Origin of the sequence: Cellulomonas terrae, assembly GCF_007990265.1 — a bacterium.
GTDB classification, from domain to species: Bacteria; Actinomycetota; Actinomycetes; order Actinomycetales; family Cellulomonadaceae; genus Cellulomonas; species Cellulomonas terrae.
This window is the reverse complement of record NZ_BJWH01000025.1, coordinates 21,903-34,941: the sequence shown is the minus strand read 5'-3', so window position 1 is coordinate 34,941 and position 13,039 is coordinate 21,903. Positions and strand designations below refer to the sequence as shown.

12 protein-coding genes and 1 tRNA gene are annotated in these 13,039 nt (G+C 73.1%); 7 read left to right on the top strand and 6 right to left on the bottom strand.

Annotated features, from left to right (window positions below; genetic code table 11):
* Positions 1-81: 81 nt before the first annotated feature.
* Genes CTE05_RS17710 through CTE05_RS17700 form a run of 3 tightly spaced genes read left to right on the top strand, consistent with a single transcriptional unit; the run spans position 82 to position 2,889 of the window.
* Positions 82-525: an FMN-binding protein gene (locus CTE05_RS17710; RefSeq protein WP_146847625.1), complete on the top strand. Its 444-nt coding sequence runs from the start codon at positions 82-84 to the stop codon at positions 523-525.
* Positions 512-1,375, top strand: a complete 864-nt coding sequence (locus tag CTE05_RS17705; protein WP_146847624.1) for an FAD:protein FMN transferase — start codon at positions 512-514, stop codon at positions 1,373-1,375. The genes CTE05_RS17710 and CTE05_RS17705 overlap by 14 nt, the downstream gene beginning before the upstream one ends.
* Entirely contained in the window at positions 1,372-2,889 is a 1,518-nt protein-coding gene (locus tag CTE05_RS17700) for an FAD-dependent oxidoreductase (RefSeq protein WP_146847623.1), read from the top strand. The genes CTE05_RS17705 and CTE05_RS17700 overlap by 4 nt, the downstream gene beginning before the upstream one ends.
* Positions 2,890-2,934: 45 nt before the next feature.
* Here the strand turns inward: CTE05_RS17700 and CTE05_RS17695 are convergent, their stop codons facing one another.
* From CTE05_RS17695 to CTE05_RS17675, 5 genes are all read right to left on the bottom strand, one after another.
* On the bottom strand, positions 2,935-4,182 hold the full coding sequence (locus CTE05_RS17695) for a beta-ketoacyl-[acyl-carrier-protein] synthase family protein (RefSeq protein WP_146847622.1): 1,248 nt from the start codon (positions 4,180-4,182) through the stop codon (positions 2,935-2,937).
* A gap of 78 nt (positions 4,183-4,260) precedes the next feature.
* A complete protein-coding gene (locus CTE05_RS17690; RefSeq protein WP_056090400.1) occupies positions 4,261-4,509 on the bottom strand; it encodes an acyl carrier protein in 249 nt (82 codons plus the stop codon).
* A 77-nt stretch (positions 4,510-4,586) separates the two neighbouring features.
* Complete coding sequence (locus CTE05_RS17685) at positions 4,587-5,591, bottom strand: beta-ketoacyl-ACP synthase III (RefSeq protein ID WP_146847621.1); 1,005 nt, start codon at positions 5,589-5,591, stop codon at positions 4,587-4,589.
* Positions 5,588-6,565, bottom strand: a complete 978-nt coding sequence (locus CTE05_RS17680; protein WP_146847620.1) for an ACP S-malonyltransferase — start codon at positions 6,563-6,565, stop codon at positions 5,588-5,590. The genes CTE05_RS17685 and CTE05_RS17680 overlap by 4 nt, the downstream gene beginning before the upstream one ends.
* A gap of 111 nt (positions 6,566-6,676) precedes the next feature.
* Positions 6,677-7,990 carry a PucR family transcriptional regulator gene (locus tag CTE05_RS17675; RefSeq protein WP_146847619.1) on the bottom strand — a complete coding sequence of 438 codons (1,314 nt, stop codon included), beginning with the start codon at positions 7,988-7,990 and terminating at the stop codon, positions 6,677-6,679.
* 135 nt (positions 7,991-8,125) lie between these two features.
* Between CTE05_RS17675 and CTE05_RS17670 the strand changes: the two genes are divergently transcribed.
* On the top strand, positions 8,126-8,812 hold the full coding sequence (locus CTE05_RS17670; protein ID WP_246123734.1) for a hypothetical protein: 687 nt from the start codon (positions 8,126-8,128) through the stop codon (positions 8,810-8,812).
* Between the two features lie 59 nt (positions 8,813-8,871).
* Here the strand turns inward: CTE05_RS17670 and aceE are convergent, their stop codons facing one another.
* Complete coding sequence (gene aceE, locus CTE05_RS17665) at positions 8,872-11,616, bottom strand: pyruvate dehydrogenase (acetyl-transferring), homodimeric type (RefSeq protein WP_146847618.1); 2,745 nt, start codon at positions 11,614-11,616, stop codon at positions 8,872-8,874.
* A 321-nt stretch (positions 11,617-11,937) separates the two neighbouring features.
* Here aceE and CTE05_RS17660 point away from each other — a divergent pair, with 321 nt between their 5' ends.
* The 3 genes from CTE05_RS17660 to CTE05_RS17650 all read left to right on the top strand — a co-directional run bounded on the left by CTE05_RS17660 (position 11,938) and on the right by CTE05_RS17650 (position 13,016).
* The gene (locus CTE05_RS17660) at positions 11,938-12,360 is read left to right on the top strand and encodes a DUF3052 domain-containing protein (protein ID WP_146847617.1); all 423 of its coding nucleotides are present in this window, start codon (positions 11,938-11,940) and stop codon (positions 12,358-12,360) included.
* A 42-nt stretch (positions 12,361-12,402) separates the two neighbouring features.
* Complete coding sequence (locus CTE05_RS17655; RefSeq protein ID WP_146847616.1) at positions 12,403-12,882, top strand: peroxiredoxin; 480 nt, start codon at positions 12,403-12,405, stop codon at positions 12,880-12,882.
* A 60-nt stretch (positions 12,883-12,942) separates the two neighbouring features.
* A tRNA-Val gene (locus tag CTE05_RS17650) sits at positions 12,943-13,016 on the top strand.
* Positions 13,017-13,039 lie beyond the last annotated feature (23 nt).

Below are 13,039 nucleotides of genomic sequence, written 5' to 3'. Positions count from 1 at the left end.
GCCGTGGACCCTAGCGTCCTGACCTGTTGCATCACGCCGCGCAGGCCGGCACCAGGGGGACACGATGAGGGGACATCACGCATGAGGACGCCACGCAGGACCACGATCGCGCTCGTCTCGGGGGTGTCCGCGCTCGCCGCGCTCGCCGCCTGCAGCAGCGGAGCCGCGAGCCCGGACACCGCGGACGAGGCCGCCGAGCAGCCGTCGGAGGCCGCCACCGAGGAGCCCGGCTTCGCCGACGGGACGTACACCGCGAGCGGTTCGTACGAGTCGCCCGCCGGACCGGAGACGGTCGGTGTCTCGATCACGCTCGCGGACGGGCTGGTGACGGCCGTCGAGGTCACGCCCGAGGCCACCAACCCCGCGTCGCAGAAGTTCCAGAACCAGTTCGCCTCGGGGGTCGCGGACGTGGTGGTCGGGCAGCCGATCGAGGGCCTCACCGTCGACGCGGTCTCCGGCTCGTCCTTGACCCCGGAGGGGTTCAACGCGGCCCTGGTGGAGATCGCTGCGGATGCGCAGGCCTGAGGCCTCGTTCGACGCGATCGGCACGCGCTGGTCGCTGCACGTCGACGGACCGCTGGACGTCGTGACCCTCGCGCGGGTGCGCTCCCGGATCGCGTCGTACGACGCCGTCTGGTCGCGGTTCCGCGACGACTCGGTGGTCGCCCGGATGTCCCGCGAGCCCGGGACCTACCGGCTGCCCGCGGAGGCGAGACCGCTGCTCGACCTCTACGCCACGCTCGGTCGCTGCACCGAGGGCGCCGTGTCCCCGCTGGTCGCACGCAGCCTGGTCCGGCTCGGGTACGACGCCGACTACTCGCTGCGGCCCGTGGGGGAGCCCGAGCCGGCTCCGGCCTGGGACGAGGTCCTCGAGCGCGACGGCACCACGCTCGTCGTCCGCGAGCCCGTCCTGCTCGACGTCGGAGCCGCGGGCAAGGGGCAGCTCGTGGACCTCGTCGCGGCCGAGCTGCGGGACTGCGGCATCGAGCAGTACGTGGTCGACGCCGGCGGGGACCTGGTGCATCGCGGCGGCGCCGCGTTCCGGGTGGCCCTGCAGCAGCCCGGCGACCCGACGCGCGCGATCGGGGTCGTCGAGCTCGACGGCGCCGCGCTGTGCGGGTCCGCGGTGGACCGCCGCGCGTGGGGTGACGGACTGCACCACGTCCTCGACGCCCGCACCGGTCTGCCGACGCAGGACGTCCTGGCCACCTGGGTGGTCGCCGACTCGGCGATGGTCGCGGACGGACTGAGCACCGCCCACTTCTTCGCCGACCCCGACCGGCTGGAGGCGACGTTCGACCACACGTACGTCCGGGTGCACGCGGACGGTCGGGTCCGCTACTCGCTCGGTCTACCAGGGGAGCTGTTCGCGTGAGCGCCGTCGACCGAGTGCTCGGCCGGGTGACGATGTACCGGCTCGTGACGATCGCCCTCGGCGGTGTGCTCCTGGCCGCGCTGGTGCTGTCCGTCCTCGGGCCGGTGCAGCAGGACCCCGTCGCCCTCGTGGTCAGCACCGTCGTCGCCGTGGGCGTCAGCGTCCTCGCCGGTCGGGCGTGCGGCGCGCTCTGGCGCACCCGGGTGCACACCGAGTCGGCGGTCATCACCGGACTGATCCTGGCGCTCCTGTTCTGGCCGGAGACCACTCCCGCCGGGCTCGGCGTCGTCGCCTTGGCCGCCGTCCTGGCCGCGCTGTCCAAGTTCGTCGTGGCGGTCCGGGCGCGGCACGTGCTCAACCCCGCCGCGGCGGGAGCGCTCGCTACCGGGCTGCTGGCTCCGCTGTTCGGAGGCTTCGGGGCCACCTGGTGGGTGGCGACACCTGCCCTGCTCCCTGTCGTCGTCCTGGCCGCGCTGGCCGTCGTCGTGCGCACCCGGCGGTACGCGCTCGTGGCCACCTACCTGGCGGCGGCGCTCGCCGTGCTCCTGCCGCGGCTCGTCGCCGCGGGGGCCGCACCTGTCGAGGCCCTGGTGACCGCCCTGCAGTCCTACCCGCTGGTCTTCGCCGCCGGGTTCATGCTCACCGAGCCCCTCACGCTCCCACCGCGCCGGTGGCAGCAGCTGGCGGAGGCGGGCCTGGTCGGTGCGCTGACGGTCGTCCCGTTCAGCCTCGGCGCCCTGTACGCGTCCCCGGAGCTCGCCCTCGTCGTGGGCAACGTCCTGGCGTTCACGGTGGGTCAGCGGCGCGCGGTCCACCTGCGGGTGCGTGCCCAGCGCATGGTCACGCCGGGCGTCCGCGAGGTCGTGTTCGCGGCCGACTCCGCCGTGCGGTTCCGCCCCGGGCAGTGGATCGAGCTCCACGTCCCGCACCACGGCCCCGACGCTCGCGGGTCCCGCCGGGTGTTCTCGCTCGCCACGCCGCCCGACCACGCCGACGGGGTCGCCGTCGCGTTCCGGGTCACCGAGGCCCTCAGCTCGTTCAAGCGGGCGCTCAGCGAGCTTCCCGAAGGGGGCCTCGTGCGCGCGACCGGCGTGGGCGGCGACTTCGTCCTGCCGAAGGACACCGGCATCCCGCTGCTGCTGGTCGCGGGCGGCATCGGCATCACCCCGTTCGTGAGCCAGCTCGCCGACCTCGCCCGATCCGGTCAGCAGCGGGACGTCGTCGTGGTCCTGCTGCTCGGCCCCGGCGACGAGGCTCCCTATGCCGACGTGCTCGTCGGGTCCGGGGCGCGTGTGGTCGTCGTGAGCCCGGAGCCGCCGCCCGCGATGCCGGAGCCCTGGGAGTTCGCCGCGGGGCCGACGATCGACGGGACCATCCTGCGTGCGACGGTGCCCGACGCCGACCGCCGGGTCGCCTACGTCTCCGGGGGACCGGGCATGGTCGACCACTCGCGCCGCGTCCTGCGCCGCGGGGGCGTCCGCCGCATCCGCACGGACGCGTTCACGGGCTACTGAGCACACCGGCGACCAGGGACGCGAAGGACTTGCTCGCGTCCGAGATCAGACCGACGCGACAACCAGGGCGACGTTGTGGCCGCCGAAGCCGAACGAGTTGTTGATCGCGGCGATGTCGCCGTCGCGCAGCGTCCGGGGCTTGTCGCGGACCAGGTCGAGGACCAGCTCGGGGTCGGGGTTGTCGACGTTGATCGTCGGCGGCGCCTGCCGGTCGTGCAGCGCCAGGACCGTGAAGATCGTCTCCAGCGCGCCGGCGCCACCGAGGAGGTGGCCGGTCATCGACTTGGTGGCCGAGAGCGCGACGTGATCGGCCTCGTCGCCCAGCAGGCCGCGGATCGAGCGGGCCTCGATGAGGTCGCCCACCACCGTCGACGTCGCGTGCGCGTTGACGTGCACCACGTCCATCCGGGCGATCCCGGACTCCTCGAGCGCGGCGCGCATCGCGCGGATCTGGCCCTCGCCGGACGGCTCGGGGGACGTCATGTGGTAGCCGTCGGCGGAGAGACCGACACCGGCGATCCGGGCGTACACACGGGCGCCACGGGCGGCAGCGTGCTCGGCGCTCTCCAGGACGACCACCCCGGCGCCGTCCCCCATCACGAAGCCGTCGCGGTCGACGTCGTAGGGGCGCGAGGCGCGCTCGGGGTCGTCGTTGCGCAGCGAGAGGGTGCGCGACGCGGCGAACGCGGCGACGTTCATGGGGTGGATCGACGCCTCGGTGCCGCCGGCGATGACGACGTCGGCGCGCCCGGTGCGGATCATGTCGACGCCGTAGCCGATGGCCTCGGCGCCCGAGGCGCAGGCGGACACGACCGCGTGGGCTCCGGCACGGGCACCGAACTCCAGGGACACGTAGGCCGTCGGCGAGTTGGGCATGAGCATCGGCACCGTCATGGGCAGGACCCGACGCGCGTTGCCGCTGGCGAGCAGGCCCTCCCACGCGTCCAGGATCGTGCGGATGCCGCCGATGCCGGAGGACACGACGGAGCCCAGGCGTGCACCGTCCACCTCGGGCGAGCCGGCGTCGGCCCAGGCCTCGCGGGCGGCGATGACCGCGTACTGCGCGGACGGGTCCATCTTCTTCATCTCGGGCCGTGCCATGGCCTCGGCGGGGTCGACCTTGATGGTCGCCGCGAACTCCACGGGCAGACCGAACCGCTCGACCCAGTCGTTGTCGAAGCGGCGGGCGCCCGACTCGCCGTTCAGCGCGGCGGCCCAGGTGCTGGGGACGTCACCGCCGAGAGGGGTGGTGGCTCCCAGTCCGGTGACGACGACGTCGGGTACGTGGCTCATCGGTGCTCCAGATCTGCGGTCGAGATGCTGTGGTCGGTCCCGGGCGTGAACGCCCGGGACCGACCCGGTCGCGCAGGATCAGGCCTGCGCGCCCGTGATGAACGAGACGGCGTCGCCGACGGTGGCGAGGTTCTTGACCTCGTCGTCGGGGATGCGCACGTCGAACTTCTCCTCGGCGAGCGTGACGATCGTCATCATCGACAGCGAGTCGATGTCGAGGTCGTCGGTGAAGGACTTCTCGGGCAGGACGGAGTCCGTGGGCAGACCGGTCTCCTCGCTGACGATCTCGGCCAGGCCGGCCAGGATCTCCTGCTCGCTGTACGCCATCGGTTTCTCCTCGTGTGGTGTTTCTGCGGTGTGGGGTCGGACGAACGGTACAACCGGGGGGTCGTACCTCACGTGTTTCAGGGCAGGACGACGACCTGGGCCGCGTAGACCAGACCGGCTCCGAAGCCGATCTGCAGGGCGAGCGCACCGCTGCTCACCTGACCCTCGCGCAGCAGCCGCTCGGTCGCCAGCGGGATCGACGCCGCCGACGTGTTGCCGGTGTCCGCGATGTCGCGGGCCACGACGACCGTGTCCGGGAGCTTGAGGGTCTTGATCATCTGGTCGATGATCCGCATGTTCGCCTGGTGCGGGATGAAGGCCTCGATCTCGTCGGCCGTCACGCCCGCCGCGTCCATCGCCTTCTGCGCGACGGGGGCCATCTGCCAGACGGCCCACTTGTAGACGCTCTGGCCCTCCTGGCGCAGCGTGGGCCAGCCGAGACCCTCGTCCCGGGTCGCGAGCCACGAGTGCGTCTGGCGGATCGCCTGCGACTGGCTGCCGTCCGAGCCCCAGATGGTCGGGCCGATGCCGGGGGTGTCGGACGGGCCGATGACGACCGCGCCGGCGCCGTCACCCAGCAGGAACGAGATCGACCGGTCCGTCGGGTCGACGAGCTCGCTCATCTTCTCCGCGCCGATCACCAGGACGTTGCGGGCGGTGCCCGCGCGGACCAGCGCGTCGGCCTGCCCGATGCCGTAGCAGTACCCGGCGCAGGCGGCGGAGATGTCGAACGCGGCCGCCGGCGTCGCGCCGATGCGGTCCGCGATGACCGCCGCAGCCGCCGGCGTCTGGTGGAAGTAGGTGACCGTGGACAGGATCACGGCGTCGATGTCGGCTCCCGTGAGGCCGGCGTTGTCGAGCGCGGCCCGCGCGGCGCCCTCCGCGAGGTCGAGCACGTCGGTGCCCGCCTCGGCGCGGCGACGCGTGACGATCCCGGTCCGCTGGCGGATCCACTCGTCGGAGGAGTCGATGGGGCCGACCAGCTCGTCGTTGGGGACGACCCGCTCGCCGCGGACGCCTCCGATGCCCAGGATGCGGGTGTGGGCCGGGCCGGTGGCCTGCGTGAGAGTGGGACGGGTCACGACGACTTCTCCTGGTGGCTCTCGGGGGTTCCGGCGTGCCGACGGACGAGGTCACGCGCTGCGTCGAGGTCGGCGGGGGTCTTGACGGCGACCGTCTCGACCCCGGGCAGCGTACGCCGGGCCAGCCCGGTGAGCACCCCTCCCGGGGCGACCTCGAGCATCCCGGTGACGCCGAGCGACTGGAGCGTCGACTGGCACAGGTCCCAGCGGACGGGGTTGGCGACCTGCGCGACGATCAGCTCGAGCGCCCGCGCCCCGGACGCCGTGACGCTCCCGTCGGAGTTGGTCAGGAGCGGGACCATCGGCTCGCCCGGCGTGACGTCGTCGGCCGCGGCCCGCAGCTCGGCGACGGCCGGCGCCATGTGCTCGGTGTGGAACGCCCCGGCGACCTGGAGCGCGATGACGCGAGCCTTGGCCGGGGGAGCGGCCGCGAACGCGGCGAGGGCGTCGAGCGTGCCCGCCGCGACCACCTGGCCACCGCCGTTCACGTTCGCGGGGACAAGTCCGTGCTCGGCGAGCGCGGTGAGCACCTCGTCGGGGTCCCCGCCCAGCACCGCGCACATGCCGGTGGGCGTGGTGGCCGCGGCGCGGGCCATCGCGGCGCCGCGCACCGTGACCAGGCGCAGGGCCTCGTCGTCGGTCAGGACGCCGGCGATCGCCGCCGCGGCGAGCTCGCCGACGGAGTGCCCCGCGGTGACGCCGACCACGCGCTGCGCGGCGATGTCGAGGGCGTCGTCAGGCCCGAGGTCGAGGACGGCACGCAGGCTCGCCAGCGCGGACGCGACGAGCAGGGGCTGCGCCACTGCCGTGTCCCGGATGGTGTCGGCGTCCGACGTGGTTCCGTGGGCGACGAGGTCCAGACCGGTCGTGCGGGAGGCCCGCGCGACCGAGTCGGCGACGGACGGCAGCTCGAGCCACGGGGCGAGCATGCCGGGGGACTGGGCGCCCTGACCGGGGCAGACGACGACGAGCACCCGACCACTCTGCCTGGCGGAGCGGGTCGGCCTGGCTCACGGCGTGCACCAACCTTCTCCGGTGCCCTTGTACGACTCCTACAACGCGCCGGGCGCGTCGACGTGCATGGGTCAGCGACCGCCGGCCATCGGTGAGGGGTCCACGGCGTCGAGCCGGCCGAGCGCCAGCGCCGTCTGCAGCACGTACGACTCGCGGGCGTCCAGCGGGTCCCAGCCGGTCACGTCGGCCACGCGACGCAGGCGGTAGCGCACCGTGTTGGGGTGCACGTACAGCGTGCGGGCCGCCGCCTCGAGCGATCGACCGGTGCCCAGGTACGCCGACAGGGTCTCGAGCAGCGACCCCTGGCTCGCCGCCAGCGGCGCGTAGGCCTGCGCGACGAGCGTCCGGCGCGCGGTGAGGTCCCCGATGAGCACCCGCTCGGGCAGCAGCTCGTCGGCCTGCACAGGACGCGGGGCCTGCTCCCACGCGGGAGCGGCGAGGAGCCCGGACAGCGCGGCTCGCGCGGACCGGGCGGAGTCGGTGAGGTCGCCGACCACCGGGCCGACGACCACGGGCCCGGGACCGAACCGCGGCAGGAGCGTGCCCGCGGCCGCGAGCAGGTCACCCTCGCCGCCCAGGAACACCACGAGCCGGTCGCCCTGGATGCCGACGAGGGCGTCGTCGGCCGCCCGGCGGGTGGCACGACGCAGCTCCGCGGCCCGGACGTCGTCGAGCGCGGAGGTCGTCGTCCCGACCATGACCAGCGTGGATCCTCGTCCGCTCCACCCCAGCGCGGCGATCCGGGAGCGCAGGGCGTCGTCGACGTCCCCCCGGACCAGGGCGTCGACGACGAGCGCCTCGAGGCGGGCGTCCCACGCGCCCCGGACCTCGGCGGCCCGGGCGTAGACCTCGGCGGCGGAGAACGCGACCTCACGCGAGTAGCGCAGCACCGCCTCGCGGACCTCGCGCTCGTCGCCCGGAGCGGCCAGCCGGTCGCTGTGGGACTCGACCACGTCCACGACGACGCGCACGAGCTGGAGCGTGTGCTGCAGCGAGATGGACCGGGTGAGCTCGGGCGGGGCGGCGGCGAAGATGTCGCCGACCCCGTGCGGCGGGCGGGTCGGCTCCGCGAACCAGGTGACGAACGCCGTGATGCCCGCCTGGGCGACCAGGCCCACCCACGAGCGGTCCTCCGCAGGCAGCGCGCGGTACCACTCGAGGTCGTCGTCGAGCCGTCGCATGGCGGCCGCGGACAGCAGCCCGGCGCTGTCCCGCACGCGACGCTGGGTCTCCGGGCCGCCGCGTGCCTCGAGCACCGGCGCGCGCAGGCGGGCGGGCGCCACGCGGCGGGTCCGGACCGGCGGCGTCGGCGACGGGTCCGGCGCGTCAGGCCGGTCGGCGGCAGCGGCGGGGGCGGAGCCCTTCCCGCGCAGGGTGCTGGACATGGGGCCGAGCATAGGGTCCGGCCTTGTGGGAAGTCGACAAAAGCCGGTCCGGCGCGGCCGACGCCGTGGCGCGTCCTGGGTGTGAGGTTCGTCCTCGGAAGGGTGTGGTCCGTCCCCAGCGGATAAGGTCGCGTCATGGCTCTTCTGCCCCGTTTGCGTCAGCTCATGCGACGGCCGTCCTCGGCCTCGCGGGTCGGCGCGCGCCGACCGACGAAGGCTGCGCGGCGCGGCGACACGCTCCACGAGGACGCGCTGCGCTCGATGCTCAGCGACGACCCCAACAACGAGCGCGCCTTCGTGGCCCTCGCGGAGATCGTCCGTCGCCGGGCCGCCGAGGCCAGCCCCGACCACGACCCGCTCTCCGCCGAGACCACCGACACCGAGCGCCAGCGTGCCGCCGACCTGGCCGTGTGGGCGCTCGGCGAGGAGCTCGCCGGGAACCCGCGCGCCTGGTACGCGCTCATCGAGGTCGCACGCCTGTCGGTGCACGACGACCACGAGGGCACCCTGCGCCGGCTGACCACGGCCGCGGAGCGGGACCCGTCCGGCCGGGCGCTGGTCGAGGCTCTCGCCCTCCTGCGCGAGGCCGGTCTGCCGGTGGACGCGCTGGGTCTCGGGGTCGGCCACTGGCGCCCCCGCGAGCACGACCCGGAGGTCGCCCGCCAGCTGGTGCTGGCGTCGATCGAGGCCGGCCGCCCCCTCGAGGCCAAGCAGCACATCGCCGCCCTGGACCTGTACCCGAACCCGCGGGCGGTCGCCGACCTCAAGGCCGAGCTCGCCCGCGACGTCGCGCACGCCGAGCAGACGATCCCCGGCACCTGACGCACCGACGACGAAGGCCCGGTCTCCGAGGAGACCGGGCCTTCGTCATGTCCCCGTGGTCAGCTGTCGCCGCCGGTGTTGCCGGACGTGCCGGCCGTGACGTCGTACAGCCGGTAGCGCTCGATGGCCTGGGCCGGCGCCTCGGGTGCCACGGCTCCGGTGCGGGCGAGCTGCTGGAGCACGCGGACCACCGTCGACGGGCCGTCGATCTTGAAGTGACGACGGGCGGCCGCGCGGGTGTCCGAGAAGCCGAAGCCGTCGGCACCGAGCGTGGCGTACGTCCCTGGGACCCACGCGCGCACCTGGTCGGCCACGAGGTGGTCGAAGTCCGTCGTCGCGACGAACGGGCCCTCGGCGCCCTGGAGCTTGGCCGTCAGGTACGGCACGCGCTCCTCCTCGCCGGGGTGCAGGTACGCGTGCTGGTCCGCGGCGAGGCCGTCGCGACGCAGCTCGTTCCAGCTGGTCACCGACCAGACCGCGGCCTGGACGCCCCAGTCCTCGGCGAGGAGCTTCTTGGCCTCGAGCGCCCACGGCACCGCGACGCCCGACGCCAGGATCTGGGCGCGCGGCCCGTCACCCTCGGCGGGGGCGACCAGGTGGATCCCGCGCAGGATGCCCTCGACGTCGACGTCCTCGGGCTCGGCCGGCTGCTGCATCGGCTCGTTGTAGACGGTGAGGTAGTAGATGACGTCGCGGTCGCGGTCATGACCCTCGCCGTACATCCGCTCGATGCCGTCCTTGACGATGTGCCGGATCTCGTACCCGTACGCCGGGTCGTAGTGCACGACGTGGGACATGGTCCCCGCCAGCAGCGGCGAGTGACCGTCGGCGTGCTGCAGACCCTCACCCGTCAAGGTGGTGCGGCCGGCGGTGGCGCCGATGAGGAACCCGCGCGCCATCTGGTCCCCGGCGGCCCAGAACTGGTCGCCGGTGCGCTGGAACCCGAACATCGAGTAGTAGAAGTAGAACGGGATCAGGGGCTCGCCGTGCGTCGCGTACGACGTGCCGACGGCCTGGAACGCCGACGCGGAACCGGCCTCGTTGATGCCCGTGTGCATGATCTGGCCGGACTCGGACTCCTTGTAGGAGAGCATGAGCTCGCGGTCCACGGCCATGTAGTTCTGGCCGTTCGTGTTGAAGATCTTGGCGCTCGGGAAGATCGAGTCCAGGCCGAACGTGCGGGCCTCGTCGGGGATGATCGGCACCAGGCGGTGGCCGAACTCCTTGTCCCGCACGAGGTCCTTGAAGAGGCGGACGAGCGCCATCGTCGTGGCGACCTCCTGGTGCCCCGAACCCTTGGCCAGGCCCTCGTAGACCTTGGCCTCCGGCAGGACCAGCGGCTTGTGCGTCGTGCGACGCTCGGGCACGAAGCCCCCGAGCTGACGGCGGCGGTCCAGCATGTACTGGATGCCCTCGTCCTCGGCGCCCGGGTGGAAGTACGGCGGGACGTACGGGTTCTCGTCGATCTGCTCGTCCGTGATCGGGATGTGCAGCGAGTCGCGCAGCGTCTTGAGGTCGTCGGACTTGAGCTTCTTCATCTGGTGCGTGGCGTTGCGCCCCGCGAAGCCGGAGCCCAGCCCGTAGCCCTTGATGGTGTGCGCCAGGATCACCGTCGGCTGCCCGGTGTGCTCGCGGGCGGCCTTGTAGGCGGCGTAGATCTTGCGGTAGTCGTGCCCGCCGCGCTTGAGCGCCCAGATCTCGTCGTCCGACATCTTCTCGACGAGCTGCTTGGTCCGCGGGTCGCGGCCGAAGAAGTGCTCACGGATGAAGGCGCCGCTCTCGGCGCGGTACGTCTGGAAGTCGCCGTCCGGCGTCGTGTTCATCAGGTTGACGAGCGCGCGGTCCTTGTCGGCGTTGAGCAGGGCGTCCCACTCGCGGCCCCAGATCACCTTGATGACGTTCCAGCCGGCGCCGCGGAACTGCGCCTCGAGCTCCTGGATGATCTTGCCGTTGCCGCGGACCGGGCCGTCGAGCCGCTGCAGGTTGCAGTTGACGACGAACGTCAGGTTGTCCAGACCCTGCTGACCGGCGAGCTGGAGCATGCCGCGGGACTCGGGCTCGTCCATCTCGCCGTCGCCGAGGAACGCCCAGACGTCCTGCTGGCTGGTGTCCTTGATGCCGCGCAGGTGCAGGTACCGGTTGGTCCACGCCTGGTAGATGGCGGACGCCGGGCCGAGGCCCATCGAGACCGTCGGGAACTCCCAGAGGTCCGGTGCGAGCCGCGGGTGCGGGTACGACGGCAGGCCGCCGCCCGGGTGGGACAGCTCCTGGCGGAACCCGTCCAGCTGGTGGGCCGACAGCCGGCCCTCGAGGTACGCCCGCGCGTAGACGCCGGGGGAGGCGTGGCCCTGGAAGTAGACCTGGTCACCGCCGCCCGGGTGGTCCTTGCCGCGGAAGAAGTGGTTCAGGCCCACCTCCGTGAGCGTCGCGACCGACGCGTACGAGGAGATGTGCCCACCGACACCGATCCCGGGTCGCTGCGCGCGCGTGACCATCACCGCGGCGTTCCAGCGGATCCACGAGCGGTAGCGACGCTCGAGCGCCTCGTCGCCCGGGAAGTAGGGCTCGTCGTGCACCGCGATGGTGTTGACGTAGGGCGTGTTGAGCGAGGCCGGGATGGCCACGTTCCGCTGTCGCGCGTGCCGCAGCATGCTCAGCAGCACATAGCGCGCGCGAGGGCCGCCCTTCTCGTCGATGAGCCCGTCGAGGGACTCCACCCACTCGCCGGTCTCGTCCGGATCGATGTCCGGCACCTGGCTGAGCAGGCCACCGATGAGCGGTCCTGTCTCGTCGATCGAAGCCACCAGCGCTCCTTGCCTCTCGTCCGCGCGCACGAGCCCGGTCGGCATCGGCGGCGCATCTGGCCCGAACCTGGGGCGCGCGCCGGTTGGGGCGGCGACGACGGGTGCGGGTAGTCGACCCATTCTCTGACCCCGCGGGCCCGAAAGTCACACCGAGTACCAGGAACGTCCACGTGACGTCCGCGACAGTGGGTCGTCCGGCCGCGCGACACCATCATCCGTGCAGGTCTTGCGTGCGCCCGCCCGGGTGCGGTGGGCTAGCGTGTGCGGCAATGAGCAGGCGGCCCCGGACGGGGTCGCCGAGACGGAGGGAGCGGTCCGGACGTGTCATCCACCGCGGACGAAGGCGCGTCGCAGACGGCCGCCCGCTTGGGGTTCACCTCGGGGCAGGTGGTCCAGGAGTTCGGCTACGACGACGACGTCGACGACGAGCTGCGCGCCAGCCTGGAGAGCGTGACCGGCACGGAGCTGGTCGACGAGGAGTACGACGACGTCACCGACGGCGCCGTCATCTGGTTCCGGGACGGCGACGGTGACCTCACCGACGCGCTCGTCGACGCCATGACGGTGCTGGACGACGGCGGCCCGATCTGGGTCCTCACGCCGAAGGCCGGACGTCCCGGCCACGTGTCGCACAGCGACATCGAGGAGGCGGCCACGACGTCGGGTCTGCACGCCATGAGCACGTTCTCGATCGCACCCGACTGGTCCGCCACCCGGCTCGGAGCGCGCGGGCGCGGTCGCTGACCCGCCTCGCACGACCAGGTGGTCGTTGTTACAGTCCGCGCCATGGACGCCACCGAACGCACAACGCCGCCGCTCGGCGAGCTCGCCCCGGACTTCTCGCTCCCCGACACGCACGGCACCCCGGTGACCCTGAGCGGGCTGCGGGGCGGCCCGGCCGTCCTCGTGTTCGTGCCCTTCGCGTTCTCCGCCACGTGCACCGGTGAGCTCTGCCAGCTCCGGGACAACATCAAGGAGTTCGAGCAGGCCGGCGTGCACGTCGTTGTCGTCTCGTGCGACCCCGGGCACGCGCTGCGCGCTTGGGCGGCCCAGGAGGGCTTCGGCTTCGACCTGATCTCCGACTTCTGGCCGCACGGCGAGGTGGCACGCGCCTACGGCGTCTTCGACGAGACGCGGGGCTTCGCGGTGCGCGGCAGCTTCCTCGTCGACGCCGAGGGCGTGCTGGTGTGGAGCATGGTCAACCCTCCCGGGCGAGCCCGCGACTTCGCCGCCTACCGCACCGCGCTGGCGGACCTCGCCGCCTGACGCCGGCGCGCGCCGGTATCCTGGGCGACCGTCGGGCCGCCCGCAGGTCGGGCGGTCCTGGGGCCTGTAGCTCAGCTGGTCAGAGCGCCGCGCTTACACCGCGGAGGTCGCCGGTTCGAAACCGGCCGGGCCCACCGCACGGCGTGGCACGGCGTGA